A 26620-nucleotide genomic window follows, 5' to 3' on the forward strand; every position below is an offset into this window, starting at 1 on the left:
TTTTGCTAAAAATACTACAATTTGTAAAAAAATTGATGTAACTTTAATCATGAACCCATGAATTTCCATTTATGAAAAAGATTTCACTACTCCTTTTTTTGCTGACATCAACTATATCCATTGGTCAGAACAGCGCAGAAACTTGTGAAATATTAAACAAAATAAATGCGCTTATTCAAGCAGAACACCTAAGACCAAAACCAGTTGATGACAGTTTATCTGTGTTCGTTTTTGACAACTTAATTAACGAACTTGACCCTTCACGCAATATTTTTTTTAAGAGTGAATACGATGACTTAGCTAAGAAATACCGTTACAATTTAGACGATCTGATTCTAAAGAATGATTGCAGTTTTCTTACTGATATAAAGGCAGTGTACATAAATGGCCTTATACGCACAAAAAAAGTCTTAGAAAAAATTCAGACAATCCCTATTGATTACGCTAAGAAAGATACAATCCGTTTTTACAAGAAGTCTTTTGCCTTTTATTTGAAGAAAGAAGACATGGAAAAGGTTTGGATGAAAAAGCTACGCTATCAAATCTTGGACGATATTGCTGAGATGAGCGAGAATTTAGATTCTGTAAAAGCTAATTTTAAATCGATTGAACAAGCTTCTAAAAATCAAATTCTGACGAATGAAATTTGCCGTTTTACAACTTTAATTGACAATACCGGCAAACAAGAAGAAAAATTATACAATTTCTTTTGTACGTATTTTGATCCGCATACCGCTTATTTTAGTGATGACTCTAAAACAAGTTTTGTTGCTTCTTTATCCAAAGAGCATTTGTCGTTAGGAATGACGGTAAACCTCAACGAGAAAAACGAAATTATTATTGATGAGGTTGACCCAAACGGACCAGCGTATCAGACAGGACAAGTAAAAAAAGGTGATCAAATTATTTCAATTTCAAATCAGAAAGAAACGCTTCAGGTTTCGTGCGCTTCGTTAGAGTCTATATCGACCATGATTTTATCTGAAAGCAACAAACATATTACACTTACCTTAAAACGCAACTCAGGTAAAAGCTTTGATGTTTATATTGAAAAACAAATGATGAAAGATGAAGAAAATTCGGTTTTCAGTTTCATCATTGGTAAAGACAGTAAAATAGGTTATATAAAAATTCCGAGTTTTTATGCAGATCTTGACGGCAATAGCAGAAAAGGATGCGCCGATGACGTTGCGCGTGAGGTTATAAAACTGCAGAGAGATAGTATAAAAGGTCTCGTGATTGATCTTATTGACAACGGTGGTGGTTCTATGGAAGAAGCTATAAAATTGGCAGGAATGTTTGTAGATTATGGTCCGCTGTCGATTGTAATTGATAACAAAAAAGAGAAATCTGTAATTAATGATCCTTTTAAAGGGGTAATTTACAGAGGTCCAATTGTGGTATTAATTAATAGTAATACGGCTTCGGCAAGCGAATTTTTTTCTTCTATCATGCAAGACTATAATCGTGCACTTTTATTAGGAAGCACTACATTAGGAAAAGCAACCATGCAGACTATTCTTCCGCTTGACGAAGAAAAAAATACCGATTTCTTAAAAATTACAATTAATAAATTTTACAGGATTACAGGCAAAAGCCATCAATACATTGGCGTAAAACCAGATGTGGTACTTCCTGAATTTTATGAGGATATTTACCAGAAAGAAAGCGATTTCCCGACAGCCATAAAAAACGATAGTATCGAACCTTTCCTAAAATACAGAACGTATGTAAAGCGAAATTTAATCGATAAAATTGCCAAGAACAGTTCAGTAAGACTGTCCGACAATTACTTTTTTAACAATATTAAAAAGATTAATCTCAAAATAGATCAACTTGTAAATACTCCAAAAGCTGAAATTCCGTTGACTCTTGATGCTGTTTACAAACAGAAAAAAACATTAGACGCACTTTGGACAGAGATCAATACTTTTAACGATGAAAACAATCCGCTTGATGTGTATAACTCGAGTGTTAATCAGTTTCTTTTAGGTGCTTATCCAAATGATAAAACGATTAACCAATATCAAATGGATAATCTAAAAACCAATCCGTACCTCAACGAAGCCGTAAATATTATTAATGAGTTTAATGGCGGAAGCAAATAGTTTGTTTCAGGTTTCAGGTTTCAGGTTTAACCGCAAAGTGCGCTAAGGTTTACGCAGAGAACGCTAAGAAATTTTTAAGTTAATTTACAAAATAAAAGAGTGCGCAAAACTTTATCCCTTTAGCTTTGCGAACTTTGTGTTTATAAGCATAATCTTAAATAAAAAAACTTTGCGAACTTTGCGGTTAAAATCAGCGTAAGCCATTCAACTTGAAACCTGAAACTTGAAACAAAAAAGAACAATTTTGTTTTTGTAAAAAATAGGAAAACCGTATTTTTGCATCACAAAACTAAAAATTAGAAATGGGAAGAGCGTTCGAATTTAGAAAAGGAAGAAAAATGAAACGTTGGTCTGCAATGGCCAAAACATTTACCAGAATTGGTAAAGATATCGTAATGGCTGTTAAAGAAGGCGGACCAAACCCAGACGCCAATTCTAGATTAAGAGCTGTTATACAGAATGCAAAAGCCGCAAACATGCCTAAAGACAATGTGGAGCGCGCTATTAAAAATGCAAGTAATAAAGATACTGCCAACTATAAAGAAATTTTGTTTGAAGGATATGCTCCTCACGGAATTGCAATCTTAATTGAAACTGCTTCTGATAACAATAATAGAACTGTAGCAAACATTCGCAGTTATTTCAACAAATGCAACGGAACAATGGGAACTCAAGGTTCTGTTGAGTTTATGTTTGACCACACTTGTAACTTTAGAATTGCGAAAGATGGTATCGATGCAGAAGAATTAGAATTAGAATTAATTGATTTTGGTGCTGAGGAAGTTTTTGAAGACGAAGACGGAATCTTAATCTACGCTCCTTTTGGAAGCTTTGGTGCTTTACAGAAAGAATTAGAAAACAGAGGTCTTGAAATTTTATCTTCTGGTTTTGAGCGCATTCCGCAAATTACAAAAGAATTAACTGAAGCTCAAATCGCTGATGTTGAGAAATTAATCGAGAAAATCGAAGAAGATGATGATGTTATGAACGTTTATCATACCATGAAGGAAGAATAGTCTTTCTATAAAAATATATTTTAAAAAAGCTCTGGATTTTTCTGGAGCTTTTTTGTTTTAGAGAATTTCCCCTTAATTCTAATAAAAAATTATATTTGTTATTTATAGAAATAAACTAATTTAAATCTCGATTTATGCAATCATCAAAATTTATGAAATTTGCTGTAATAGCGCTTGTAATCTTATTTATTGTGATTAGTGTTATTAGCTAAAAAAATAGAAGTCTTTTGATTTTCAGAAGACTTTTTTATTTGTTTGCATTATAAAATTCTCAAGGCCAACACAAAATGAAAGAGAAAATTGTTTTTCATGGTTTTATATTAATAATTTTTCTCATTTTCCTTCAGAGAATTGTCATTAATGTAATCTATACAAACGAAAATAATCTTGGCGAAGGCAAAATTTATGACAGTAGCTCTTACAAGAGAGGCGCTAATTCTGCCAGAACATATTCTTATTCCATTATAGGTAAAGACGGAATAAAATATGAAGATAGTGGCAACAGCGATACCAATCAATATGGTTTTTTAATTGGAGATCAAGTTGTGTTTAGAAAACTTCACAATGGCGATTCAAAAGCTGTCCGTATGATAAAACGAAATGGAGAACAAGTCCGGAATTATTATGGCTTTGTAGATTACGCCAGTTTTATTTCTGTAATACTTATAGTTCTTGGCTATATTTATATCCCTAAACAGCTGAAAACTTAAAGCCAAATTCTCTGAGCTAATTATGACCAAAATTTCAATTATAAAAAAAATACAATTAGGTGGCGGAAGATCGCTTCCAATTGAAACTCCTGATTCTGAAGTACATTTTAATTTCTACTGCGGAAACGGACGAATAAAACATGAAGCTATTATTTCTTTTAAAACCTCTAATTTCTTAAGTTCATTAATCAAAACTGGCGTGATAACCAATCAGGAATTAGCCCAAAACAATATTGTTAAGTTAGAATATTTAGAAGATCCCAATACAGCGATTTCATTTAGATATCAAATTTGTAATTTTAAAGATTGCCAGAACACTTACCTTTTAATTTTTGATATTCACGAAAATAGAGGTTATTATGGCTTTTATATATATGGAGTTCTACAGATAGAAAATAATTCTTTATAAAATTAATTCTACTTATAAATCATTCGAGAAATCATTATTCGCGTAATAATAGTTTTTAAAAAACAGAAGCAAATCTTCTGTATCAATTGTAGTGCTAATAATGTCATTGTCTTCATTTTTTTCGATTTTCCAAATATCGTCTTCATTAACCAATAATAGAAAAATCCATTCGTTGCAGTATTTAGAACAAAAGGTTATTCTTTCCTTTCCGTCTCTCATTTTCTTGTCTAAATGAACAAAACCTGTAAATCCAATTAATAAAAACTTTTCTTTTATTGTCATATTACTGTGTAAATATTCAGGAGATCAAAACTAAAATAAACTCGGTTAAGATTATTATTTGAACTCATTTTAAACTATGCTAAGATAGAACTAAAGATAACATTTCGATTATATTTGCAACACCCCAAATAAATTTAAACTTAAAAATGCAAACATCAAAAATCACCCGAATTGCTGTCGTAGTATTAGTTCTTTTATTCTTGGTATTGAGTGTAATTAGCTGCAGTACCCATACTCACACTTACACACCTGCTCCATCAGGTAAAAAAATACCGCCAGGACAAGCTAAAAAAATGAATGGAGATAAAAGTGCCAAAGCTTATGCTCCAGGCCAGCAGAAAAAGAGATAATTACAGTCAAGCCTTCCAATATATGGAGGGCTTTTTTATAAACAATTATTTTTTTCCAGCCGAATTAATAACTTTAATCAAATAAGTCCCTTCAGGTAAATCGGTTATATTGGAAGCATTAGCACTCATTATTTGTTTTCCTTGCGAAAAAACCTCAATAGTTTTAGTGCTTTTATTGGTTTCTGTTGAAGCGTTGACAGGTGTAGCAGCTGCTTTTTTAGGTGCATTTACAGTATTAATTGCCACAGGAACTGCTTGAGATACCGAAGAACTGCTTGGTTTTGAGCTATTATATGCTTCCTTGACCTGTTCGTCTGTCATAGCAACGCTATATAATCTTAAATCATCAATATCTGCGTTGATACTCGTTGAAGTATTTAATTTCCCTAGATTTAAAATATAGCCCTTTGCTGAACGCTGAATTCCTTCTACAGATTTTAGTAATTCGCCATTACGATAAATTTTTGATACATTTCCATCATAAGTGACACTATACATATACCATGTCTCTTTTACTAATGGCACTGAAACTATTACATTATTTGTGTCTCCCCAACCCACTAAACTTAAATCTGCATTGCCACCAGCTACTGGCTGATGCACCAAACCAAAATATTGTCCATTTACCGCCGCACCGTATCCTAAGATATAATTCGGAATATTGACTGCATTAAATTTTACCCAAATAGATATTGTTTTTGGTTTATTATCCTGAGGAAGCTCTCCTACTACTGCCTGATAAGCTTTGTTTGCAAGTCGTAAAGCACTTTTAGGATTTCCCGCTCTGTCGTTTACAAAAACTGGAGTACCCAAAAAAGAAATAGTGTTATCGGCACTGTTTAAATTTCCGTTGAAATTAAATTCTTGCACCGGATTTTGCGCATTAGCAGTTAAAAAATTTACAAACATTAAAGTGAGTAATATTTTTTTCATAATTATAGCTTTTATCAGAATAGTTTTCGGTTAAGGCAAATAGTATTTGATTGCAAAATTTAAACGATTAAAATTTTACAATTTTAAAATTTCGTTTATTATTTTTAAAAAATTTGTTAAAACTATAATTAAAATTCAGCATATCCAAACCATTCCTACATAGAAATACATATTCTCACAAAAATACTTTTATAGTTCAAATACCATTCTTTCAAACTGTTTTAAACCCAATTTAATTTATCTGCAGTAATTGAAAACATTCAAAACACTAATTTTTTATAATTCTATCTTACATTGCATTTTTATTTCTAACTTTAATATTATAAGCTGTAAATCAAAGAAATAAACTTAAATATGAAGAAAACTATATTTCTATTTTTTCTTTTATTTTTCTTAAAAATCAGTGCACAGGTTTCTGATACTCTTGTCTTAAAAAACAATGATATCATTGTTGGCGAAATAAAAACAATGAACAAAGGCATATTACAAATAGAAACCGATTACAGCAAAGAGGATTTTAAATTAGAATGGAAACATGTTAAAAATATTAGTTCAGATCGTATTTATATTATCAATCTTTCTAATGGCAATTTACTAAACGGAAAAATCGTCAAAATTGAAACTCCCGGGAAATGTGAAATAACTAATATTGAAACACAAACCAAAAGCATCGTTGATCTCGCTGATATTGTACGCATTAAGCCTGTTGACGAAAGCTTTTGGGGAAGGCTTGATGCTAGCTTTGATGCAGGAATCAAATTAACCAAAGCACAAAGTTTACAGCAATTGACAATAAATGTAAATTTAGGCTACACTGCTAAAAAATGGTACGGCACTGCAACCTACAAACAAATTCAATCCATACAAGATGATAGTGATCCTATACGAAGAATTGATACCGATGTCAGCTATATCCATTTACTGCCCAAAGACTATTTTATTCCGCTATCTGTTGTAACTTTAAAAAATACAGAACAAGATATTGATCTTCGAGTTGTCTCAAAAGCAGGTTACGGAAAATACCTTATGCATAGCAATAAAAAATACTGGGGAATTGCTTCCGGATTGTCTTTTAACCACGAGCGTTTTACTGGAACTACAGCGCCTAATAAAAGTTTGGAATTATTTCTAGGAAGCGACCTTAACTTGTATGATATTGGTGATTTTAGCTTTCAGTCTAAAGTGAATTTTTTTCCGAGTTTAACAGAAAGCAAAAGAATTCGTGCCGATTTTTCTGTAGATACCAAATATGATTTACCGTTAGATTTCTTCATTAAACTTTCGTTTGTTTATAACTATGATAACAAACCAAAACCTGGCGCATCAAAAGATGATTATGTATTTCAGACTACTTTTGGATGGAAATTAGACTAAAAAAAAGCCTTCTGAATACAGAAAGCTTTCATTACTATTCCAAAAACCCAATTGCATGCGCAATAAAAAACTAACTAACATTTAAAAAGTAAACTAAAAAACCATTTATTTTGAAGTAATTTTTTTCGATGGAGTACTTGTAATTTTTAATAAATAAGTCCCTTCTGGAAGATCGCTTAAATTCGTTGCATTACTTCCTACTATTTTTTGCCCTTGCGAATAAACTTCGATGCTTTTTGCTGTTCCGTTAACATCACCCGAAGTAATTATTGTTTGATTTGGTTTTGCTTTTACTGCCGTTTTTGTCGCCTTCGCCTCTGCAGCCACCGCAATTAAATTAGATGCTTTCTCGTTCTCATATAACTGATTTACCTGATCTGGAGTCAAAGCTACATTATAGATCTTTAAATCGTCAATATCTGCATTAATTCCCACCGTCGTATTGATTTCGCCCAATCTAAAAATATTTCCATTAGTAGACCTTACCATACCTTCCAGGTACTTTAATAATTTACCATCACGATATATTTTAGAAGTCGTACCTTCATAAGTAATAGTATAATTGTACCAGACATTCTTTTCAAGCGGTGTAGAGACAATTACATCATTAGAAGCGCCCCAAGCAGCCAAACTCAAATCAGAGTTAGAAGAGGTTGTTCCTTGTTGCAATAAACCGCAATATTGTGCATTAAGAGGATTTCCGTAACCCCAAACATAGTTTGGATTCGAAATATCATTGAATTTAACCCAAATGCTAATTGTTCTTGAGCTCTTTCCTTGAGGCAGATCATCGATTACAGCTTCTAAAGCTTTATTATTTAATCGTTGAGCTCCTCTTACAACTCCTGCTCTGTCAACCACGAAATTGTTGGTTCCGATAAATGAGATGGTGTTTGCTGTATTGTTTAAAGTTCCATTAAAGTTAAATTCCTGAATCGGTGTTTGCGCATTCACATTCAAAAAACTTACAAACAATACTGCCAGTAGTAATTTTTTCATAATAGTAGATTTTAGGGATTAAACAACTTATGTTATTTTAACACCTCTAAACTAGATTATTATGATTTTGAGCGGAAATATTTCCGACAACTGACCTAAATACTCGTTAAAGTAACACTTTTCAACAATTTTATCAACAAAAAACTTTTACGCAAACTCATAAAAACTATTAAATTATTAAATTAAAATCATTGAAAATCATAATTTCCTACGTATAAATACGGTATACTCAACAATGCTATAAATTATACTTTTTGCATCGTTTAGTATTTCATGGAAATTTGCTCCAAAAAAAAACTCCATTCGAAAATTACGAATGGAGTTTAAATATTTTTAAAAGTACTTTATTACTTTACAAATTCAATTTTTTGTGCTTCTTCTTCGTTAACACTATCAAAGAAACCTTGTTCATTCATCCAGTCATCGCTGAATACTTTACTCATGTAACGAGAACCGTGATCTGGGAAAATAGCAATAATATTACTGTCTTTTGTAAATTCGCCTTCTTCAGCATATTGCTTAATAGCTTGCATTACTGCTCCAGAAGTATACCCAACAAATAAACCTTCTTTTCTAGTAATCTCTCTTGCAGAGTGAGCACTTTCTTCGTCGGTTACTTTCATGAATTTATCAATAATATCAAAATCTGTAGCTGACGGGATTAAGTTTTTACCTAAACCTTCTATACGGTATGGGTAAATTTCTTTGCTGTCAAACTCTTTTGTCTCGTGGTATTTCTTCAATACAGAACCAAAAGCATCAACTCCTAGAATTCTAATATTTGGATTTTTTTCTTTTAAGAATTTTGCAGTTCCAGAGATAGTTCCTCCTGTTCCGCTGCAAGCAACTAAGTGCGTAATTTGTCCTTTTGTTTGTTCCCAAATCTCAGGACCTGTAGTGTTGTAGTGGGCATCAATATTTAGCTGATTAAAATATTGATTAATATAGACTGACCCTTTAGTCTCTTCGTGCAAACGTTTGGCTACATTATAATAAGATCTTTCATCATCTGCAGAAACGTGAGCAGGACAGACATACACTTTGGCGCCTAAACTTCTCAACATGTCAATTTTATCTTTAGATGATTTTGAACTTACGGCCAAAATACAATTGTAACCTTTAATAATGCTTACCATTGCTAAACTAAATCCTGTATTACCAGAGGTAGTTTCGATAATGGTATCTCCTGGAGATAGAATTCCTTTTCTCTCGGCTTCTTCAATAATATATAACGCTATTCTATCTTTTGAGGAATGACCTGGGTTGAAAGCTTCTACCTTTGCGTAGAAATTTCCTTCTAACTCTTCGGTAATTTTATTTAGCTTAATAAGGGGGGTGTTTCCTATTAACTCTAAAACATTATTATAAGCAGTTATTTCTTCTTTCATAAAAAAATAGTTAATCAAAGGCCTTTTCAAATTAACCTTGATAGGTTGCAAATTTAACAAAAAATTTCTAATTAGCTTTTAATTTTTTCTAAATCTAATAAAAAACTAAATTCTTTTGCTAAGTCTTTTAAAGCCTCAAAACGTCCTGAAGCCCCGCCATGACCTGCATCCATGTTAGTATCTAAAAACAAAAGTTTATTATTTGTTTTTAAATCTCTCAATTTCGCAACCCATTTAGCTGGCTCCCAGTACTGTACCTGCGAATCGTGTAATCCGGTAGAAACATACATATTAGGATATTCTTGTGCTTTTACATTATCGTAAGGTGAGTACGATAACATATAATCATAATACTTTTTATTGTTTGGGTTACCCCATTCGTCATACTCTCCAGTTGTAAGCGGAATACTATCATCCAACATTGTAGTAATTACATCTACAAAAGGCACCTGAGCGATAACGCCATTATACAATTCAGGAGCTTCATTTACGATTACTCCCATTAAAAGTCCGCCGGCAGACCCTCCTTCTGCATACAAATGTTCAGGAGAAGTATACTTTTGGTCTATTACAAATTTAGAGCAATCAATGAAATCTGTAAAGGTATTTTTCTTTTTTAACAGTTTTCCGTCTTCATACCATTGTCTTCCTAAGTCCTCACCTCCTCTAATATGAGCTATTGCATACACAAAACCGCGGTCTAAGAGCGATAATCTTGTTGAAGAAAAATAGGTGTCCATCGTAATTCCGTACGAACCGTATGCATAAAGTAACAACGGGTTTTTACCATTTTTCTCTAATCCTTTTCTGTAAACCATAGAAATAGGCACTTTTACTCCATCTCTTGCTGTTGCCCAAACTCGTTCTTCTATATAATTGTCTTTATCAAATTTTCCGCCTAAAACCTCTTGCTCTTTCAAGATTTCTTTGGTTTTAGTTTTCATATTAAAATCAATTACAGAAGACGGCGTTGCCAATGATTGGTAACTGTAACGCAAAATATCAGTATCAAAATCAACATTTGTTGTTGTATAGGCATTGTATGTTTCGCTGCCAAAAGGAAGATAATAATCGGACTCCTCATTCCAAGGCATAATTCTAATATGATTCAATCCATTAGAACGTTCTTCTACAACTAAATAATTTTTAAATATCTCAATATCTTCCAACAAAACATCTTCTCTGTGCGGAATAAGATCCACCCAGTTTTTCTTTCCTGTTTTGTCTTCTGGCGTTTTCATTAACTTAAAATTCGTCGCCTTATCTTTATTGGTCAGAATATAAAACGAATCTTCATAATGAGAAATACTATACTCCAATCCGCGAACGCGTGGCTGAAAAACAGTAAATTCTCCTTCTGGATTACTAGAATTCAAGATTCTATATTCAGTTGTCAAAGTACTTCCAGAACCAATAACAATGTATTTTCTTGATTTTTCTTTACTGATAGACACATTAAAAGTATCATCAACTTCATCATAAACCAAAACATCATTATCTGAAGTTGTATTTAATTTATGTCTAAAAACTTTATCAGCTCTTAATGTTACTTGGTCTTGTCTAACATAAAAAACAGTCTTGTTATCATTTGCCCAAACAGAAGCTCCTGTAACATTTTCTATTTTATCAGCTAAAATTTCACCTGTTTCTAAATTTTTAAATTGAATTGTATATATTCTTCTTCCGACAATATCTACTCCAAAACTGGCAAATTTATTATCTGGACTAATGCTTAAACCTCCCAATTTAAAATAAGCATGTCCTTTTGCCATTTCGTTGCAGTTAAAAAGAATTTCTTCTTCGGCAGAAAGGCTTCCTTTTTTTCTGGCAAAAATTGGATAATCCTGACCAGCTTCAAAACGTGTGATATAAAAATAGCCGTTGTAGAAATAAGGGACAGAAGAATCGTCTTCTTTAATCCTTGCTTTCATTTCTTCAAACAGACTATCTTTTAATTTTTGGGTATGAGAAGTCATGCTTTCGTAATAAGCATTCTCCTTATTTAGATAATCAATTACTTCTGAATTCTCTCTGTCATTAAGCCAGAAATAGTTGTCAATTCTAGCTTCTTTATGTTTTTTTAATGTCTTTGGAATTATTTTAGCCTTTGGGGCCGATATATCATTTTGCATTTATTAAGCATTAATTTTTAAATATGAAGACGCAAAAATAGCACAAACCCAACAGAACAAAATTAATTTTTTCATAAAATATTCTATTGAATTAACACAGCAATATAGTAATTTTGTCTGAAATAATTTAAAAAATCAACAAAAATGGATTTAATGGGAATGATGGGTAAACTTAAAGAAACCCAGCAAAAAATTGAAGATACCAAAAAGCGTTTAGATACTGTTTTGATTGATGAACAAAGCGCTGACGGATTATTAAAAGTTACTATTACAGCTAGTAGAAAAATAAAATCACTTTCTATTGATGATTCTCTTTTAGAAGATAAAGAACAATTAGAAGATTACTTAATTGTAACGTTAAATAAAGCAATAGAAAAAGCAACTAGTGTAAACGAAAGAGAATTAGACGCTGTGGCAAGAATGGATATGCCGTCTATTCCTGGAATGGATAATTTGTTTAAATAAGTTTCTAAGGTTCTAAGAGGCTAAGGTTCTAAGTTTTATTTTTTTGATAAAAAAAAGAGGATGTATTAACATCCTCTTTTTTTTAAAGCTTTATTTCTTTCTTCCTTAGAACCTCAGTTCCTTAGAAGCTTAGAATCTTTCTCCTAAAACTTCGAAAGTGTTTCCAACACATAAGTATGCATTACTTCTTTATAATCTAAATGCGTTACAATTCTGAGCTTATTATGCCCTAAGGAACTTATCAGGATATTTTTCTGTTTTAATTTCTCAATTAATAATTGATCGCTGTAACCTTCGGCAAGCGAAAAAATTAAAATATTAGTTTCTACAGGTTCGATAGATGAAATCCAAGGTTTTGTACTTAAGATTTTTGCTATTTCCTTTGCACGGCGGTGATCTTCTGCTAATCTTTCGATATTATGAGCCAAAGCATATAATCCAGCCGCAGCCAAATAACCTACCTGACGCATTCCTCCACCCAATATCTTTCTGATTCTCAACGCTCTATGAATATCAGCTTTACTCCCAAGTAAAACTGAACCAATTGGAGCACCTAACCCTTTAGACAAACAAACGGAAATTGTATCGAAAATTGCTCCAAATTCTCTGGGATTCTGTCTTTTAGCTACTAACGCATTCCAAATTCGAGCGCCATCTAAATGGAACTTTAAATCATGAGCATCGCAAACTTTTTTTATTTCTCTTAAATCTTCCAATTCGTAACACGCTCCGCCTCCTTTATTGGTTGTGTTTTCAACACAAACCAAACTTGTTAGCGGACTATGATAAAACTCCGGATCGTTTATTGCAGCTTTAACTTGTGCAGCCGTTATCATACCTCTGTTTCCATCTACTAAACAGCACGAAACACCGCTATTAAAAGAAACTCCTCCTCCTTCATAATGATAAACGTGAGCATATTTATCAGCTATCAGCTGTTCTCCAGGTTGTGTATGCAGTTTAATTGCAGTTTGGTTTGCCATAGTTCCAGACGGAAAGAAAAGACCAGCTTCCATACCAAAAAACTCTGCTGTTCTGTTTTCCAATTCAATCACCGTTGGGTCCTGTTTGTATACATCATCGCCAACATGGGCGTTAAACATATACTGCAGCATTTCATAAGTAGGCTTTGTTATGGTATCGCTGATTAAATTTATTTCCATATTCTAAAAACTATATCTTATTTTTGTATGCAAAATTACGTATTACTTATAGTTATTCTCAGCAAGTTTTGGTAAAATTTAACTCGCTGGTTTCTCTAGACCAAATTAACGTAATAATTCTAAAAAACATATAAAAACCTATTAATTAATTTATGACAACAGCCGAACAAGTAAAAGGTATTGTGGAGCGCCTTGGTGCGTTGAGGAGGTATCTTTGACGTTGATGCCAAGCTAATCGAAATTGCAAACGAAGAAGAAAAAACGTTCGCTCCAGACTTTTGGAACAATCCGAAAGAAGCAGAAAACATTGTAAAAAACCTTCGAAACAAGAAAAAATGGATTGAAGATTATGATAAAGCAGTAGCATTAACAGAAGAACTACAGCTAGCTTATGATTTTTACAAAGAAGGAGAACTTTCTGTAGATGAATTAGATGAACAATATGAAGCTGCACAAGCGCATATTGAAAATATCGAATTCAAAAATATGCTTTCTGACGAAGGTGACAGTTTAAGCGCTGTGGTCCAGATTACAGCAGGTGCTGGAGGAACTGAAAGTTGCGACTGGGCAGGAATGCTAATGCGTATGTACATGATGTGGGGAGAAAGTTATGGCTACAAAATTAAAGAGCTTAACTTTCAGGAAGGCGAGGTTGCCGGAATTAAAACCGTAACTTTAGAGTTCGAAGGTGATTATTCATTCGGATATCTAAAAGGAGAAAATGGTGTACACCGTTTAGTTCGTATTTCGCCTTTTGACAGTAATGCGAAACGTCATACTTCTTTCGTATCCGTTTACGTTTATCCGCTTGTAGATGACAGTATCGAAATCGACATTAATCCCGCTGATATCGAAATTACAACTTCTCGCTCAAGTGGTGCTGGTGGACAGAACGTAAACAAGGTTGAAACTAAAGTACAACTGGTTCACAAACCAACTGGAATTCAAATTCAGTGTTCTGAAACTAGATCTCAGCAAGATAACAGACAGCGTGCTATGCAAATGCTTCGTTCTCAATTGTATGAAATCGAATTAAAGAAACAGCAAGCGCAGCGTGCGGATATCGAAGCTGGAAAAATGAAAATTGAATGGGGATCGCAAATTCGTAATTATGTAATGCAACCTTATAAATTAGTAAAAGATGTTCGTACAGGTTATGAAACCAGCGATGTTGACGGTGTAATGAACGGAAATATCGACCCATTCTTGAAAGCCTATCTGATGATGATGGGACAGAAAGAGGAGGAATAGTGTTCAGTTCTTTTCTAGTGTTCAGTTGCAGTTTGCAGTCACAGTAAACTTGAAACTTTAAACCTGAAACTTTAAACTTTAAAACAAAAAAGTTATGATAAAATGGGCAGATGTAATTCATTTTACAAATAAAGGAAATCCAGCTCCAGACAAAAGAGTGGAGAAAACGGAGGACGAATGGAAACAGATTCTAACTCCAGAAGAATTTCAAGTAACACGTTTAAAAGGAACAGAGAGATCTTTTAGTTCTGAATTGTGCAGTTTATTTGATCCTGGAATTTACGAATGTAAATGTTGCGGAACGGTTCTTTTTGATGCAAGCGAAAAATTTGAATCAGGAACTGGCTGGCCTTCTTTTACACAGCCAATTAAAGAAAATGCAATTGGCTACCATGCCGACAAATCGTACGGGATGATTCGTGTTGAGGTAGTTTGCAATGTCTGCGATGCACATTTAGGTCACGTTTTCCCTGACGGCCCACCACCAAGCGGTTTACGTTACTGCATCAACGCAGTTTCACTATCAAAAATTAAAGAATAATTTATAAAAGCGGTTCATTAAAACGAATCGCTTTTTTTATATAATCCCCAATCAATAAATGATTTAACAAAACAAATGTAAGCTATAACCTAACAATTAAATTATTTATTTTCTCCATCAAAATTTTCATTGCTTTTAGACAGAACTATCAACATACTGCTATTCAATAGATTAAAAAAACCTCATTAAATTAATAACCTAAATGTTAATTTTACAAAAATTACCATCTTATTTTAAATATTTATTAAGAAACGTAAAAAAATAATTAGGTAATTAAAATGTAATTCATTTTATTTGGCAAAAAATAACCCTTTAGTCGATTAAAATTTATCAATGAGATCCTATTCTATCCAAGAAATTAACGAAGTTATTAATGGCGTAATTTACGGCAGCACTTCACAAAGCATAACTGCTACAGAACAATTAGAAAAAGCAACAACTTCGGAAATCTCATTTATCGGAAATAAAAAATACGAAAAATACTGGTCGACATCTAATGCTTCAATTGCAGTCGTAAACGAAGATATTTCAATAGAGCCTGGAGAAAACCGTGCTTTTATAAAAGTTAAAAATGCCGATTTGGCAATGTCACAAATCCTTACCCTTTTTGCTCCCCCTGCCCCAATCTTTAATAACAATATTCATAAAACAGCCACGATAGACGAAACCGCTAAAATTGGCGAAGGCGTTAAAATTGGTGCCGGATGTTACATTGGTCCAAAAGTTGAAATTGGCGCTAATACAGTAATTTACCCGAATGTGACCATTTTAGACGAATGCACAATCGGAAGAAACTCAACTATTTGGCCTGGAACCGTTATTCGTGAACGTTGTCATATTGGAAACGAATGCATCATTCACCCCAACGCAACAATTGGCGCAGATGGTTTCGGATTTCGTGCTTGCACTGAAAAAGGTTTGGTGAAAATTCCACAAATTGGAAATGTTATTATTGGAAATGGAGTTGAAATTGGCGCTAACACCTGTGTCGACCGCGGAAAATTTAGTTCAACAATTCTTGGTGACGGATGTAAAATAGACAATTTAGTTCAGATTGGGCATAACAGCAAACTAGGCAAGTTCTGCATTATGGCCGGAAATAGTGGCCTTGCAGGTTCTGTAACTTTAGGAAATGGTGTTATTATTGGCGGAAGCGCTTCTATAAAAGATCATACTACCATTGGAGATGGAGCTATAATTGGCGCAGGATCCGGCGTAACTGGAGATGTTCCTGCTGGAAAAACAATGCTTGGATATCCAGCTGTAGAAGCTCGTGACGCACTAAAACAATGGGCAATTTTAAAACGAATGGTTTGCGATTCTAAGAAGTAAATCTTAATCATAATTTATATTTAAAAACCAGAAGATCGACTTCTGGTTTTTTATTATTTTAAAGATCTTAATATTTTATTACCTTTTTAATTATCTTACCTTTAGCAGTTAAAATATCTATAAAGTACACTCCAGCAGAAAAAGAACTAAAATCAACTTTTTTTACATCTCCAGCAAAAGTTGAAATTATTTGTCCATTCTGATTTATGATTGAAAGAGACTTAAAATTCTCTGCTGAATTAAAAGTCAGAAAATCATGAACAGGATTGGGAAATATTGATACATGCGATTTTATTTCATTTACATGCTCACCAATTGAAAGATTCTTTTTTAAACTTATCTTTTTAGCATAAACATCAATATTATGCGTTGATACGCTGTAATTCCATGCGATTATTGCCGTACCTACTTCGTCGGATATAATATTAGAGCCAAACCCCATTTCACCAATAGGTTTATCAGATGCATTCCATAGCATTTCACCAGCTGCATTAATACCCTGAATCATTACAGCGGTTCCAAAATCTCTCTGATCCCAAGATATAATTGCTCCTCCCGTCCCATCTTTTGCTATCCTTGGTCTGTCTGATGAAGTATATTGATAATTAGTAATAGGAATTCCATTTTTTACCCATTGCGAAATTCCTTCTGCATTTACTCTTTGCGCATAAATATTAGGATAATTGATAGTGTTAACTCTTCCATCTTTCCATGTAATAATTGCACCTCCGTTATCATCAGAAACTAATCTAGACTCCTTTCCTTGTGAAACATCCAAATCAAAAACAAGAACTGAATTTTCTCCCCATTTTATCACTCCATTATTATCCAATCTTTGCATACTTATATTAATTGCAATTCCCGTATCGCTCCCGTGTTCCCACGAAATAATAGCACCGTTGCCGCCGTCGGTAACTAAAGAAGGATTATATACACCTCCTCCTTTTGTTTTAATATACACACCTTCTTCATTCCATAGTTTTTTTCCATCACTATCAATTCTTTGTGCGTACATTCCTCTTTTAAGATTTGGATTATTATTATCTGTCCAAGCTATTATAGCTCCTTTATTTTCATCGGGAATAATTTTAAAATCTGTATCGATATCATATGTTTTTAATAATAAAACTCCATTTCCTACCCACTTAACAGAACCATCAAAATTTAAATTCTGCGCATAGATAGCTTTCTCATTTGTATTTCTGGAATCACACCAAGTTATAATTGCACCTCCATCTCCATTAGAAGCAAGCTGAATTTTTTGCTGCGCACCAACCATATTGCAAACCGTTGCACCATCTAATGCCCATTGTAAAATACCATCCCCATTAATTCTTTGAGCATGTACATCAGAACCATTACTACCTTCACCTGTATATTCCCAAGCAAAAATAGCACCTCCGTTATTATCAGAAATAACTATCGGTGCATCACTTGCCAAAGTTCTGGAACAAACTCTAATCCCATCTTTTTTCCATTTTACCGTACCATCTTTAGTTATCCTCTGCGCAAATATTGAATATCCTCCTGATTCTGGCTTATCTCTTTCTCTTTCATCTTTCCAGAAAATAATAGCTCCACCATCTCCATCAGAAATGATACTTGAGCCATACTGATAAGTCAAATCAGTACACACATCTATGCGTTTTGGAGAATTATTAATTTGTCCGTTGCAGATAAAATTTATCAAAAACAGAATTAAAACAAATTTTATTTTAGTCATACTTAATAGTTTTACTAAATCAATACAATATTAGCTTTTTTTTAACACATATAAAACTATTAATTCTAACTCTATACATTTTCATTTGTATCCCATTTTTGTTTACTTCAATCTAATTTGAATCCACTGCTTTATTCGTTTTATTTCAATTGATTTTGTAAATTAGCCAACACTATTTTATCAAATCACTACTATATCATGGATTTAAACTTCAATAAAAACGAAGATCACAATAAATTACTTCTTTCTGAACTAAAACAAAAATTCGCAAAAGTAAAATTGGGCGGAGGCGAAAAAAGAATCGAGAAATTACATTCTGAAGGAAAAATGACCGCTCGCGAAAGAATTGCTTATTTATTGGATGAAAATTCTAAAAGTATTGAAATTGGAGGTTTTGCTGGCGAAGGAATGTATCCAGAACACGGCGGATGTCCTTCGGGAGGTGTTGTGGTAAAAATTGGTTACATCAAAGGAAAACAATGCATAGTAGTTGCTAATGATGCTACTGTAAAAGCAGGAGCTTGGTTTCCTATAACAGGAAAGAAAAACCTTCGTGCGCAGGAAATTGCCATGGAAAACCGACTTCCTATTATTTATCTTGTAGACAGCGCTGGAGTTTATTTGCCAATGCAGGATGAAATTTTTCCAGATAAAGAACATTTCGGAAGAATTTTTAGAAATAATGCTCAAATGAGCAGCATGGGAATTACTCAAATTGCTGCCGTTATGGGAAGCTGTGTTGCTGGAGGCGCTTATTTGCCAATTATGAGCGACGAAGCTTTAATCGTTGACAAAACCGGAAGTATTTTCCTTGCGGGAAGTTATTTAGTAAAAGCTGCAATTGGCGAAACTATAGACAATGAAACTTTAGGTGGCGCTACAACACATTGCGAAATTTCGGGTGTTACCGATTATAAAGCTAAAGATGATAAAGATGCTTTGGACAAAATCAAAAATATTGTAGATAAAATTGGCGATTTTGACAAAGCTGGCTACAGCAGAATCAAAGCCGAAAAACCAGCTTTAGAACCAAATGAAATTTACGGAATTCTTCCAAAAGCTAGAACTGAACAATATGATATGATGGAAATCATCAAACGTTTGGTTGATAATTCAGAATTTGAAGCCTATAAAGAAGGTTACGGGCAATCGCTCATTACAGGTTACGCCAGAATTGATGGCTGGGCTGTCGGAATTGTAGCCAATCAAAGAAAAGTGGTAAAAACCAAAAAAGGCGAAATGCAGTTTGGAGGCGTTATTTATTCTGATAGTGCTGACAAAGCCACACGTTTTATTGCAAATTGCAATCAGAAAAAAATTCCATTGGTATTTTTACAAGACGTAACAGGTTTCATGGTGGGTTCAAAATCAGAACATGGCGGAATTATTAAAGATGGTGCCAAAATGGTAAATGCCGTAAGTAATTCTGTTGTTCCTAAATTTACCGTTATTGTAGGAAACTCGTATGGCGCAGGAAATTATGCGATGTGCGGAAAAGCATACGATCCTCGATTAATATTTGCTTGGCCAAGTGCGGAACTTGCCGTTATGGGCGGAACTCAAGCTGCAAAAGTATTGGCGCAAATCGAAGCTTCTTCGCTTAAAGCAAAAGGAGAAACCGTTGATGAAGCAAAAGAAGCCGAATTATTCGATAAAATAAAAGCACGTTACGACGAGCAGACTTCGCCCTATTATGCTGCCTCAAGACTATGGACAGATGCTATTATCGATCCATTAGAAACCCGTAACTGGATTTCGATTGGAATCGAAGCTGCAAACCACGCTCCTATTCAAAAACCATTTAATTTGGGAGTGATCCAAGTTTAGTGATTTAAGAATTCTCAACAAGACGTTAAATAAAAAGCAAAAAACTCATTTTCTAGCTGTTTAAAATATACATATCATTAAAAATTAGTAACTTAGTACATAATTTTTAATCACACAACATCATGGAAAATGTAAAAAGTTTGAATAAATGGGCGAATTCGCACACTTATTTACCAGTTGATTTAGTACGTATTGTTTTGGGTGGATTTTTATTTATGAAAGGTGTCTCTTTCGTCACCAATATTCAGTACCTGCATGATTTGATTTCCCCAATTGACAAGTTTGGAGGAGGTATGTTTATGCTGCATTACATTGCTCCTGCCCACATGATTGGTGGTATAATGATTATTTTCGGACTTTTAACCAGATGGGCAATCGCAGCCCAATTACCCATTTTATTTGGTGCTGTTCTTGTAAATTCTATGGGAAGAATGCATTCTGAAAGTTTGGCTTTAGCTATCATCGTTTTATTAGTCTGCATATTCTTCTTGTTTTATGGAAGCGGAAAACACTCGGCAGATTATTATTTTAAAATGCAACAATAGCCTCATAAGTCCTCAGTTTAGCTGAGGACTTTTTTTTGAGTGTTAATTAATTCCATAAAATTTCTTTAATTGCGTTTTATGACTTAAATTCGCCGACATGAATTGGATTCGTAAAACCGTTATTTTTATTACGCTTTTGCTCGCAGGATTGTTTGCTTATCAAGCAGACCAAACTTCTGTACGCGTAATCGAAACGGAAAAATCCGATACTAACTTCTGCAAAGACATTCCTGATTCGTCTGCTTTTATACAGCCACAAGGAAGCTACCAATTTGCAGCAAACATCAAAACAAATCCAACGGGAATAATTAAATGTTTTGATACTCTTTTACCGCTGATCCCGCAGCATCAAACCGTTACATCTGTTATAGCATATACTAAACTCTTTACAACTCAAAGTAAAAAAGTTTCGGTCATACTCTATGCTTTCCATTTTTTCTGGTAAATAAATACTTGATTTTCTTTAGAAGAATTAATTCTTCTGTACTTACATAGCCGTTTTCAAGCCGAAAACTGTTTTGCATATCATTTATTTATTACATTAAAACTTTATGGAAACTACTACCACAATAATGGGTATTGTAATTTTAATTATTGTTGCTATCCCAATTTATTTTTCTGCACGTTCATCAGCTGCAAGCAAATCAAGAATTTTAAATATTAAAAAAAGATTCAATCCCACTCATCCAGAGGATTTTGACTTGACAGAATCAATCAACAATAAGACTTTAACGATTGATCAGAAAAACAATAAATTTATTTTGATGAATTTCAATCCAAATCAGCAAGAATCAATTTATGTCGATTTGAATACTATTTCTTCATGCAAGTTAATTCCAACAACGGACGCCGGCTCAGATACTATTATCAAAATAGATTTTGAATTTCAAGAAAAAGAAACATCTAAAAAATTAATAATTCCATTCTATGATTTTGATGATGACCGCATCAAACAGATTAGTGTCTATCAAGATCATCAGTTTGCGAAAAAATGGCTTAAAATCATCCAAGATTCTATATCACGTTAGTTATTTAATTCAGAAAAGAGGCTCAATTTTGGGCCTCTTTTTATTTACAAGTTTCATGATATTTGTCATTTTATGTCTTAGCCTAAAGTTTTAATTTTGATGTAAACTAAATCCGTCATTATGAAAATTTCTTTGACTCAAAAGTACAATGTCCCAGGTCCAAGATATACTAGTTATCCGACAGTTCCATACTGGAATGAAGCAGACTTTACTGCAGAAAAATGGATTACTACTTTAAAGCAATCATTTTCTGAAAGCAATTCAAAGAACGGAATAAGTTTATACATTCATCTTCCTTTCTGTGAGAGTATGTGTACTTTCTGTGGATGCAATAAGCGCATTACCAAAAATCATTCAGTAGAAGAAAAATACATTCAGGCTGTTTTGAAAGAATGGAAAATGTATTGTGATTTACTTCCTGAAAAACCCGTAATTAAAGAAATCCACTTAGGTGGAGGGACCCCTACATTTTTTTCAAAAGAAAATTTAGAATGTCTTATTAACGGAATTTTTGATCATGCTGTAAGAGCAGAAAACCACGAATTTAGTTTTGAAGGACATCCAAATAACACTACTCACGAACAACTTAAAAAATTATATGATTTAGGCTTTCGCAGAGTAAGTTTCGGAGTGCAAGATTATTCTGCCACAGTTCAAAAAGCAATTAATCGAATTCAGCCATTTCATAATGTTGCCAAAGTTACTTTTTGGGCAAAAGAAATTGGATATACTTCTATTGGACACGATATTATTTTTGGCCTTCCATTTCAAACTATTGAAGATGTTGTCGATACGGTTGAAAAAACCAATTCATTAAAACCAGATAGACTGGCATTTTACAGCTATGCGCACGTGCCTTGGATAAAAGGAAACGGACAACGCGGTTTTAATGACGAAAATCTTCCAAAAGATGCAGAAAAGAGAAAGTTGTATGAAATTGGTAAACAACTCCTTATTCAAAACGGATATCACGAAATTGGAATGGATCATTTTGCCTTAGCAGATGATAGTTTATACAAAGCTGCTCACAACGGAAATCTGCATAGAAATTTCATGGGTTACAGTGCGTCTAAAACTCAAGTTATGATTGGCTTAGGCGTTTCTTCAATAAGCGACAGCTGGTATAGTTTCGCTCAAAACACGAAGAACCTTGAAGAATATTATGAAATTTTAGATTCAGGTAAACTTCCTGTTGTAAAAGGCCATATTTTAACTGACGAAGATTTAACCATCAGAAAACATATTCTGAATTTAACGTGCGAATTAGAAACTTCCTGGACTGACGAATCTTTAAACTTTACGGAACTTCCAGAAGCTTTAACAGCTTTAAAAGAAATAGAAAACGATAATTTAATTGTTATTGAAAATAATAAAATCAAGATTACAGAAGAAGGAAGACCTTTTGTCCGCAATATCTGCATGGCTTTTGATTTGCATCTAAAAAGAAAGTCACCGGAAACAAATCTGTTTTCGATGACTGTATAATTTAAAATCTTAAACCTATTTCTAGTGGCAGTTTGGAGTCTGCTGTACAAACAAACTCATGTTTGAAGGAGAAATATAAGGAATTCCTAAACCTAATCCGCGAAGGATAAATAAAACTCCAATTATAACCGCAACATAAGGGATTGCCTTTTGGATTTTGTTTCTGAAAGGCAGTTTTAATAATGTGTTGACATAAACTACAACTGTCATTAGAGGTATGGTTCCTATTCCAAATAAAAGCATGTAAAGCACACCATAACCAGCACTTTGCATTGCAATTGCTCCAAATAATGCAACATAGACCATTCCGCATGGTAAAAATCCATTTAAAAGGCCAATAGTAAACAGCGATTTATAGCTCTTATTTTTAAACTGACTTCCTAGATTGGCTTTAATTTTTGAAATGATTTTATAAACTGGTTTAGAAAAATTGTATTGAGCAATTTTTTTTTCAGGAATCAAAACCACAATAATCATGATTACCCCAATAATTATCGACATTTTCTGCTGTAATCCTGCCAGAAAAAAACCTCTTCCCAGTAATCCAAAAATCAATCCAATTGTTGAGTAAGCTGTTAATCGCCCTAAGTGATACGTCATAATCTGCGTTGCCTTTTTAGCTTCATTTTGTCTATCTACAGGAAGCATCATGGAAATTGGCCCGCACATTCCAACGCAATGCAGACTACTGATTAATCCTAAAAAGAAAGCAGAGAATAACATTTTTTTTAATTTACGTAAATAACTTCTTTAGTGAGATATTTTTTGCCCTCGTACTGCCACTCCATATTAACATCCCAACGTCCTTTTAATAATTTTTTCTGCGGAATAATTATTTCTGAATTAGTTAAAGCTATTTGAGTATTAAAATCAAATTTTTTATTTGAAGGTCTGTATAATTGAATATTTCCTTTCACTTTATCACTTTCAAATCCTGCAGGAAAAATTACTGCTACACCATTTTCTGTATACTTGATTGATGGCTTATGCTGTAAGTCATGTGCATTTTGAATTCTTGCCATTTCTTCCTGAAAGTGTGTATCATGTTTGTAATATTCCTCTACAACCAAATCATTATCATATTTAGAGTTTGATTGCACTTCAAAAACAAAATATAAAATAAATGTCATAAACAAGCCGAATGCAATGACAATCCCTGTTCCCCAATTAAATTTCATGATGTAAATGTTTTAATTAAAACTGCGTGGTCCTAAGAAATTTGTTGATGTAGTTTCTATGAGTTCAGAACCATTATAAACTCCTATTTTTACTTTAGTTTTATCACTTTCTAATAAAACTTCATCAATTTCGATAAACAATGTTCCTTGAGAAATTCCTTCTTTTGGAACTTTAAAATGTCTTTTACCAACATTTTTTATTTCACCTTTTTGATCGATTAGTTCAAAATGAATGTCGTTGTAATCTTTCATAGTTTTGTTTACAATCTTATAGGTGTAAACATTACTGATTTTTTCACCATCATGTTGGAACAACTGACCAGGTAAACGTAGAACAACTGCTTGAACATCTGTTCTTAAAAACAGCATACCAACAAAAATACTCAATAAAATAAACAAAACTGCCGTATAACCTTTCATTCTTGCTGTAAATTTGAAAGGTTCTTTTTTTGCAATTTCATCTTCAGATGCATAGCGAATAAGACCTTTTGGCAATCCTACAGATTCCATAATATGATCACATTCATCAATACAAGCTGTACAGTTTGTACATTCAAGTTGCGTTCCGTTTCTAATGTCAATCCCCATCGGGCAAACATGAACGCATTGAAGACAATCAATACAGTCGCCTTTTCCAGTTAACGCTCTATCTTCATTTTTTTTGAATTTTGCACGTCCTTCTTCTTTCTCTCCACGCACAAAATCGTAGGCAACATTTATCGATTTATTATCTAAAAGAACTCCCTGCAATCTTCCGTACGGACAAGCTATAATACAAACCTGTTCACGAAACCATACAAAAACAAAATAGAAAATTCCAGTAAATATAAGCAGTGCAATAAAATTGCTAGCTTGAGCAATAGGCCCTTGCTCTATCATTAAGAACAAAGTATCGCTTCCTACTAAATAAGCCAAAAAGACATTGGCAATAAGAAAAGAGATAAGAAAGAAAATAGTCCATTTTAAAACTCGTTTTCTAATTTTCTCACCATTCCATTCCATTCTTGCTAAACGAGACTGAGAACCTCGGTCACCATCAATCCAGTATTCGATACGACGGAAAACCATTTCAAGAAAAATCGTCTGGGGACAGATCCATCCGCAAAATATTCTTCCGAAAACAACAGTAAACAATATTATAAATACAACGCCGACAAGCATTGAAATTACGAAGAGATAAAAATCCTGTGGCCAGAAAGGAAATCCAAATATGTTAAAACGACGTTCCAAGATGTTGAACATCATAAACTGATTCCCATTAACCTTAATGAAAGGATTTATGAATAAAATTGCCAATAAAACATAGCTGACAATTTTTCTATATTCATAAAATTTACCAGACGGTTTTTTAGGAAATATAAATTTTCGTTTCCCACCTTCATCTATTGTTCCGATGGTATCTCTAAAAGCTTCGTCTGGTAAATTTGACATGATATTCTAATTATTTTTTAACTTCTGTGGTATCTTTTGGGGCTGCAGAGGCTGCATCTGTTTTAGGAGCACTATCATCTACCCAAACTTCTCCCTCTGCTTCTTTCGGATCTTTAGGATTACTTCCTTGTAAAGACAGAATGTAACTTGCCACTTTTTGTATTTCTTTTGGCTTAAGGGTTCCTTTCCAAGCAATCATCCCTTTACCGTCTCTACCCCCATTTGTGATAGTGTGGAATAGATTTTTAATCCCTCCTCCTAAGATCCATTTATCATCTGTAAGGTTTGGTCCAATCTGTCCTCCAGCATCTGCACGGTGACAGGCTGCGCAATTGGTTGTAAAGATTGTTTTACCTTCCTCTAAACTTGGTGCATCTGTTAGTAAAACAACTGTTTTTTCGTCCATTAAATCTGGCGCTGTTTTCATGTATTCTGCAACGTCAATCTTTGCTTGAGCCAATTCTTTTTTCAGCTCCATTTCTTGATCATCAGCTCCTAAAACATCGTAACGAACAACATAAATTACTCCAAAAATGATACAGATATAGAATAAATATACCCACCATGGTGGCAAATTATTATCTAACTCTTTGATTCCATCATAGTCATGATCCATCAATAAGTCACCTTCTTTTTCAATTGGCTCTGTTTTAGTCAATTTATGCATTAGATTCTTGAACCAAGTACTTTCTTTGAAGCTTAAACTTTCTTCAAGTTCTTTTTGCGCTTTCTCTTCTGGTGACAATAATTGGAACATTACTCGATTTACAGCACTAAGCGTAATTTCGATTGCAATCAGAATAAACAAAAAGACAAATAAAAAGAGCGAAACCATTGGGAATTTTATAAAAGCTGGTTTATCGCCTGAGTCTATAAAATATTCCATCAAAGCAAATACGATGAAGAAAATCAACGGTACTCTAACATATACTGGGAAAAACTTTTTCATT

26 protein-coding genes are annotated in these 26620 nt (G+C 33.4%); 15 read left to right on the top strand and 11 right to left on the bottom strand.

Going from position 1 to position 26620, the window contains the following annotated elements; translation table 11 throughout:
- The first annotated feature begins 71 nt into the window (after window positions 1-71).
- From AAYQ05_RS11920 to AAYQ05_RS11935, 4 genes are all read left to right on the top strand, one after another.
- Entirely contained in the window at window positions 72-2108 is a 2037-nt protein-coding gene (locus tag AAYQ05_RS11920; protein WP_343543558.1) for a S41 family peptidase, read from the top strand.
- 302 nt (window positions 2109-2410) lie between these two features.
- Entirely contained in the window at window positions 2411-3124 is a 714-nt protein-coding gene (locus tag AAYQ05_RS11925) for a YebC/PmpR family DNA-binding transcriptional regulator (protein WP_012024626.1), read from the top strand.
- A 287-nt stretch (window positions 3125-3411) separates the two neighbouring features.
- Window positions 3412-3834, top strand: coding sequence for a hypothetical protein (locus AAYQ05_RS11930; RefSeq protein ID WP_343543561.1), 423 nt, complete (start codon window positions 3412-3414; stop codon window positions 3832-3834).
- 22 nt (window positions 3835-3856) lie between these two features.
- Complete coding sequence (locus tag AAYQ05_RS11935) at window positions 3857-4243, top strand: hypothetical protein (protein ID WP_343543563.1); 387 nt, start codon at window positions 3857-3859, stop codon at window positions 4241-4243.
- A gap of 12 nt (window positions 4244-4255) precedes the next feature.
- Here AAYQ05_RS11935 and AAYQ05_RS11940 read toward each other — a convergent pair whose 3' ends face one another.
- On the bottom strand, window positions 4256-4525 hold the full coding sequence (locus tag AAYQ05_RS11940; RefSeq protein ID WP_343543564.1) for a hypothetical protein: 270 nt from the start codon (window positions 4523-4525) through the stop codon (window positions 4256-4258).
- Between the two features lie 146 nt (window positions 4526-4671).
- Here AAYQ05_RS11940 and AAYQ05_RS11945 point away from each other — a divergent pair, with 146 nt between their 5' ends.
- Window positions 4672-4875, top strand: a complete 204-nt coding sequence (locus tag AAYQ05_RS11945; RefSeq protein ID WP_343543566.1) for a hypothetical protein — start codon at window positions 4672-4674, stop codon at window positions 4873-4875.
- A 45-nt stretch (window positions 4876-4920) separates the two neighbouring features.
- Here the strand turns inward: AAYQ05_RS11945 and AAYQ05_RS11950 are convergent, their stop codons facing one another.
- Window positions 4921-5808 (bottom strand): LamG domain-containing protein, encoded by an 888-nt coding sequence (locus AAYQ05_RS11950; RefSeq protein WP_343543567.1) that lies wholly within the window; start codon window positions 5806-5808, stop codon window positions 4921-4923.
- Between the two features lie 354 nt (window positions 5809-6162).
- Between AAYQ05_RS11950 and AAYQ05_RS11955 the strand changes: the two genes are divergently transcribed.
- Complete coding sequence (locus AAYQ05_RS11955) at window positions 6163-7182, top strand: DUF481 domain-containing protein (protein WP_343543569.1); 1020 nt, start codon at window positions 6163-6165, stop codon at window positions 7180-7182.
- A gap of 105 nt (window positions 7183-7287) precedes the next feature.
- Here AAYQ05_RS11955 and AAYQ05_RS11960 read toward each other — a convergent pair whose 3' ends face one another.
- The 3 genes from AAYQ05_RS11960 to AAYQ05_RS11970 all read right to left on the bottom strand — a co-directional run bounded on the left by AAYQ05_RS11960 (window position 7288) and on the right by AAYQ05_RS11970 (window position 11701).
- Window positions 7288-8181, bottom strand: a complete 894-nt coding sequence (locus AAYQ05_RS11960; protein WP_343543570.1) for a LamG domain-containing protein — start codon at window positions 8179-8181, stop codon at window positions 7288-7290.
- A 347-nt stretch (window positions 8182-8528) separates the two neighbouring features.
- Window positions 8529-9569, bottom strand: a complete 1041-nt coding sequence (gene capA, locus AAYQ05_RS11965; protein ID WP_008462690.1) for a cysteate synthase — start codon at window positions 9567-9569, stop codon at window positions 8529-8531.
- Window positions 9570-9640: 71 nt separating this feature from the next.
- Window positions 9641-11701 carry a S9 family peptidase gene (locus AAYQ05_RS11970; protein WP_343543572.1) on the bottom strand — a complete coding sequence of 687 codons (2061 nt, stop codon included), beginning with the start codon at window positions 11699-11701 and terminating at the stop codon, window positions 9641-9643.
- A gap of 144 nt (window positions 11702-11845) precedes the next feature.
- Here AAYQ05_RS11970 and AAYQ05_RS11975 point away from each other — a divergent pair, with 144 nt between their 5' ends.
- A complete protein-coding gene (locus AAYQ05_RS11975) occupies window positions 11846-12166 on the top strand; it encodes a YbaB/EbfC family nucleoid-associated protein (protein WP_008462685.1) in 321 nt (106 codons plus the stop codon).
- Between the two features lie 143 nt (window positions 12167-12309).
- On the opposite strand, the gene AAYQ05_RS11980 is transcribed toward AAYQ05_RS11975, so the two are convergent.
- Window positions 12310-13329, bottom strand: a complete 1020-nt coding sequence (locus tag AAYQ05_RS11980) for a threonine aldolase family protein (RefSeq protein ID WP_343543574.1) — start codon at window positions 13327-13329, stop codon at window positions 12310-12312.
- Window positions 13330-13481: 152 nt separating this feature from the next.
- Between AAYQ05_RS11980 and prfB the strand changes: the two genes are divergently transcribed.
- The 3 genes from prfB to lpxD all read left to right on the top strand — a co-directional run bounded on the left by prfB (window position 13482) and on the right by lpxD (window position 16453).
- A protein-coding gene (gene prfB, locus AAYQ05_RS11985) for a peptide chain release factor 2 (protein ID WP_177210138.1) occupies window positions 13482-14580 on the top strand; the annotation gives its coding sequence in 2 pieces (ribosomal slippage) (window positions 13482-13544 and window positions 13546-14580; 1098 coding nt in all).
- 94 nt (window positions 14581-14674) lie between these two features.
- Window positions 14675-15121, top strand: coding sequence for a peptide-methionine (R)-S-oxide reductase MsrB (gene msrB, locus AAYQ05_RS11990; RefSeq protein ID WP_343543579.1), 447 nt, complete (start codon window positions 14675-14677; stop codon window positions 15119-15121).
- A gap of 333 nt (window positions 15122-15454) precedes the next feature.
- Complete coding sequence (gene lpxD / locus AAYQ05_RS11995; protein ID WP_343543580.1) at window positions 15455-16453, top strand: UDP-3-O-(3-hydroxymyristoyl)glucosamine N-acyltransferase; 999 nt, start codon at window positions 15455-15457, stop codon at window positions 16451-16453.
- A gap of 67 nt (window positions 16454-16520) precedes the next feature.
- Here the strand turns inward: lpxD and AAYQ05_RS12000 are convergent, their stop codons facing one another.
- Window positions 16521-18176 carry a T9SS type A sorting domain-containing protein gene (locus AAYQ05_RS12000; protein ID WP_343543581.1) on the bottom strand — a complete coding sequence of 552 codons (1656 nt, stop codon included), beginning with the start codon at window positions 18174-18176 and terminating at the stop codon, window positions 16521-16523.
- Window positions 18177-18374: 198 nt separating this feature from the next.
- Here AAYQ05_RS12000 and AAYQ05_RS12005 point away from each other — a divergent pair, with 198 nt between their 5' ends.
- The 5 genes from AAYQ05_RS12005 to hemN all read left to right on the top strand — a co-directional run bounded on the left by AAYQ05_RS12005 (window position 18375) and on the right by hemN (window position 23061).
- Window positions 18375-20003 (top strand): acyl-CoA carboxylase subunit beta, encoded by a 1629-nt coding sequence (locus tag AAYQ05_RS12005; RefSeq protein ID WP_343543583.1) that lies wholly within the window; start codon window positions 18375-18377, stop codon window positions 20001-20003.
- Between the two features lie 122 nt (window positions 20004-20125).
- Window positions 20126-20548: a DoxX family protein gene (locus AAYQ05_RS12010; protein WP_177210142.1), complete on the top strand. Its 423-nt coding sequence runs from the start codon at window positions 20126-20128 to the stop codon at window positions 20546-20548.
- Window positions 20549-20645: 97 nt separating this feature from the next.
- Window positions 20646-20993, top strand: coding sequence for a hypothetical protein (locus tag AAYQ05_RS12015; RefSeq protein ID WP_343543584.1), 348 nt, complete (start codon window positions 20646-20648; stop codon window positions 20991-20993).
- Between the two features lie 106 nt (window positions 20994-21099).
- Entirely contained in the window at window positions 21100-21576 is a 477-nt protein-coding gene (locus AAYQ05_RS12020) for a hypothetical protein (protein ID WP_343543585.1), read from the top strand.
- 120 nt (window positions 21577-21696) lie between these two features.
- Window positions 21697-23061: an oxygen-independent coproporphyrinogen III oxidase gene (hemN, locus tag AAYQ05_RS12025; RefSeq protein ID WP_343543587.1), complete on the top strand. Its 1365-nt coding sequence runs from the start codon at window positions 21697-21699 to the stop codon at window positions 23059-23061.
- 21 nt (window positions 23062-23082) lie between these two features.
- On the opposite strand, the gene AAYQ05_RS12030 is transcribed toward hemN, so the two are convergent.
- From AAYQ05_RS12030 to AAYQ05_RS12045, 4 genes are read right to left on the bottom strand one after another with little or no spacing between them, the layout of a single operon-like run.
- Window positions 23083-23784, bottom strand: a complete 702-nt coding sequence (locus AAYQ05_RS12030) for a sulfite exporter TauE/SafE family protein (protein ID WP_343543589.1) — start codon at window positions 23782-23784, stop codon at window positions 23083-23085.
- A 5-nt stretch (window positions 23785-23789) separates the two neighbouring features.
- Window positions 23790-24239, bottom strand: a complete 450-nt coding sequence (locus AAYQ05_RS12035; RefSeq protein ID WP_343543591.1) for a FixH family protein — start codon at window positions 24237-24239, stop codon at window positions 23790-23792.
- A 12-nt stretch (window positions 24240-24251) separates the two neighbouring features.
- Window positions 24252-25670 carry a cytochrome c oxidase accessory protein CcoG gene (gene ccoG, locus AAYQ05_RS12040; protein WP_343543593.1) on the bottom strand — a complete coding sequence of 473 codons (1419 nt, stop codon included), beginning with the start codon at window positions 25668-25670 and terminating at the stop codon, window positions 24252-24254.
- A gap of 10 nt (window positions 25671-25680) precedes the next feature.
- Window positions 25681-26619: a cbb3-type cytochrome c oxidase N-terminal domain-containing protein gene (locus tag AAYQ05_RS12045; protein WP_281632048.1), complete on the bottom strand. Its 939-nt coding sequence runs from the start codon at window positions 26617-26619 to the stop codon at window positions 25681-25683.
- Window position 26620: the final 1 nt, after the last annotated feature.

It is taken from the genome of Flavobacterium movens (genome assembly GCF_039581425.1).
GTDB lineage: Bacteria > Bacteroidota > Bacteroidia > Flavobacteriales > Flavobacteriaceae > Flavobacterium > Flavobacterium luteolum.

What these genes read in the sequence shown, in the direction of transcription:
- AAYQ05_RS11920 (WP_343543558.1), top strand. Translation starts at nt 72, where the DNA reads ATGAAAAAGATTTCACTACTCCTTTTTTTGCTGACATCAACTATATCC.
- AAYQ05_RS11925 (WP_012024626.1), top strand. Translation starts at nt 2,411, where the DNA reads ATGGGAAGAGCGTTCGAATTTAGAAAAGGAAGAAAAATGAAACGTTGG.
- AAYQ05_RS11930 (WP_343543561.1), top strand. Translation starts at nt 3,412, where the DNA reads ATGAAAGAGAAAATTGTTTTTCATGGTTTTATATTAATAATTTTTCTC.
- AAYQ05_RS11935 (WP_343543563.1), top strand. Translation starts at nt 3,857, where the DNA reads ATGACCAAAATTTCAATTATAAAAAAAATACAATTAGGTGGCGGAAGA.
- AAYQ05_RS11940 (WP_343543564.1), bottom strand. Translation starts at nt 4,525, where the DNA reads ATGACAATAAAAGAAAAGTTTTTATTAATTGGATTTACAGGTTTTGTT.
- AAYQ05_RS11945 (WP_343543566.1), top strand. Translation starts at nt 4,672, where the DNA reads ATGCAAACATCAAAAATCACCCGAATTGCTGTCGTAGTATTAGTTCTT.
- AAYQ05_RS11950 (WP_343543567.1), bottom strand. Translation starts at nt 5,808, where the DNA reads ATGAAAAAAATATTACTCACTTTAATGTTTGTAAATTTTTTAACTGCT.
- AAYQ05_RS11955 (WP_343543569.1), top strand. Translation starts at nt 6,163, where the DNA reads ATGAAGAAAACTATATTTCTATTTTTTCTTTTATTTTTCTTAAAAATC.
- AAYQ05_RS11960 (WP_343543570.1), bottom strand. Translation starts at nt 8,181, where the DNA reads ATGAAAAAATTACTACTGGCAGTATTGTTTGTAAGTTTTTTGAATGTG.
- capA (WP_008462690.1), bottom strand. Translation starts at nt 9,569, where the DNA reads ATGAAAGAAGAAATAACTGCTTATAATAATGTTTTAGAGTTAATAGGA.
- AAYQ05_RS11970 (WP_343543572.1), bottom strand. Translation starts at nt 11,701, where the DNA reads ATGCAAAATGATATATCGGCCCCAAAGGCTAAAATAATTCCAAAGACA.
- AAYQ05_RS11975 (WP_008462685.1), top strand. Translation starts at nt 11,846, where the DNA reads ATGGATTTAATGGGAATGATGGGTAAACTTAAAGAAACCCAGCAAAAA.
- AAYQ05_RS11980 (WP_343543574.1), bottom strand. Translation starts at nt 13,329, where the DNA reads ATGGAAATAAATTTAATCAGCGATACCATAACAAAGCCTACTTATGAA.
- msrB (WP_343543579.1), top strand. Translation starts at nt 14,675, where the DNA reads ATGATAAAATGGGCAGATGTAATTCATTTTACAAATAAAGGAAATCCA.
- lpxD (WP_343543580.1), top strand. Translation starts at nt 15,455, where the DNA reads ATGAGATCCTATTCTATCCAAGAAATTAACGAAGTTATTAATGGCGTA.
- AAYQ05_RS12000 (WP_343543581.1), bottom strand. Translation starts at nt 18,176, where the DNA reads ATGACTAAAATAAAATTTGTTTTAATTCTGTTTTTGATAAATTTTATC.
- AAYQ05_RS12005 (WP_343543583.1), top strand. Translation starts at nt 18,375, where the DNA reads ATGGATTTAAACTTCAATAAAAACGAAGATCACAATAAATTACTTCTT.
- AAYQ05_RS12010 (WP_177210142.1), top strand. Translation starts at nt 20,126, where the DNA reads ATGGAAAATGTAAAAAGTTTGAATAAATGGGCGAATTCGCACACTTAT.
- AAYQ05_RS12015 (WP_343543584.1), top strand. Translation starts at nt 20,646, where the DNA reads ATGAATTGGATTCGTAAAACCGTTATTTTTATTACGCTTTTGCTCGCA.
- AAYQ05_RS12020 (WP_343543585.1), top strand. Translation starts at nt 21,100, where the DNA reads ATGGAAACTACTACCACAATAATGGGTATTGTAATTTTAATTATTGTT.
- hemN (WP_343543587.1), top strand. Translation starts at nt 21,697, where the DNA reads ATGAAAATTTCTTTGACTCAAAAGTACAATGTCCCAGGTCCAAGATAT.
- AAYQ05_RS12030 (WP_343543589.1), bottom strand. Translation starts at nt 23,784, where the DNA reads ATGTTATTCTCTGCTTTCTTTTTAGGATTAATCAGTAGTCTGCATTGC.
- AAYQ05_RS12035 (WP_343543591.1), bottom strand. Translation starts at nt 24,239, where the DNA reads ATGAAATTTAATTGGGGAACAGGGATTGTCATTGCATTCGGCTTGTTT.
- ccoG (WP_343543593.1), bottom strand. Translation starts at nt 25,670, where the DNA reads ATGTCAAATTTACCAGACGAAGCTTTTAGAGATACCATCGGAACAATA.
- AAYQ05_RS12045 (WP_281632048.1), bottom strand. Translation starts at nt 26,619, where the DNA reads ATGAAAAAGTTTTTCCCAGTATATGTTAGAGTACCGTTGATTTTCTTC.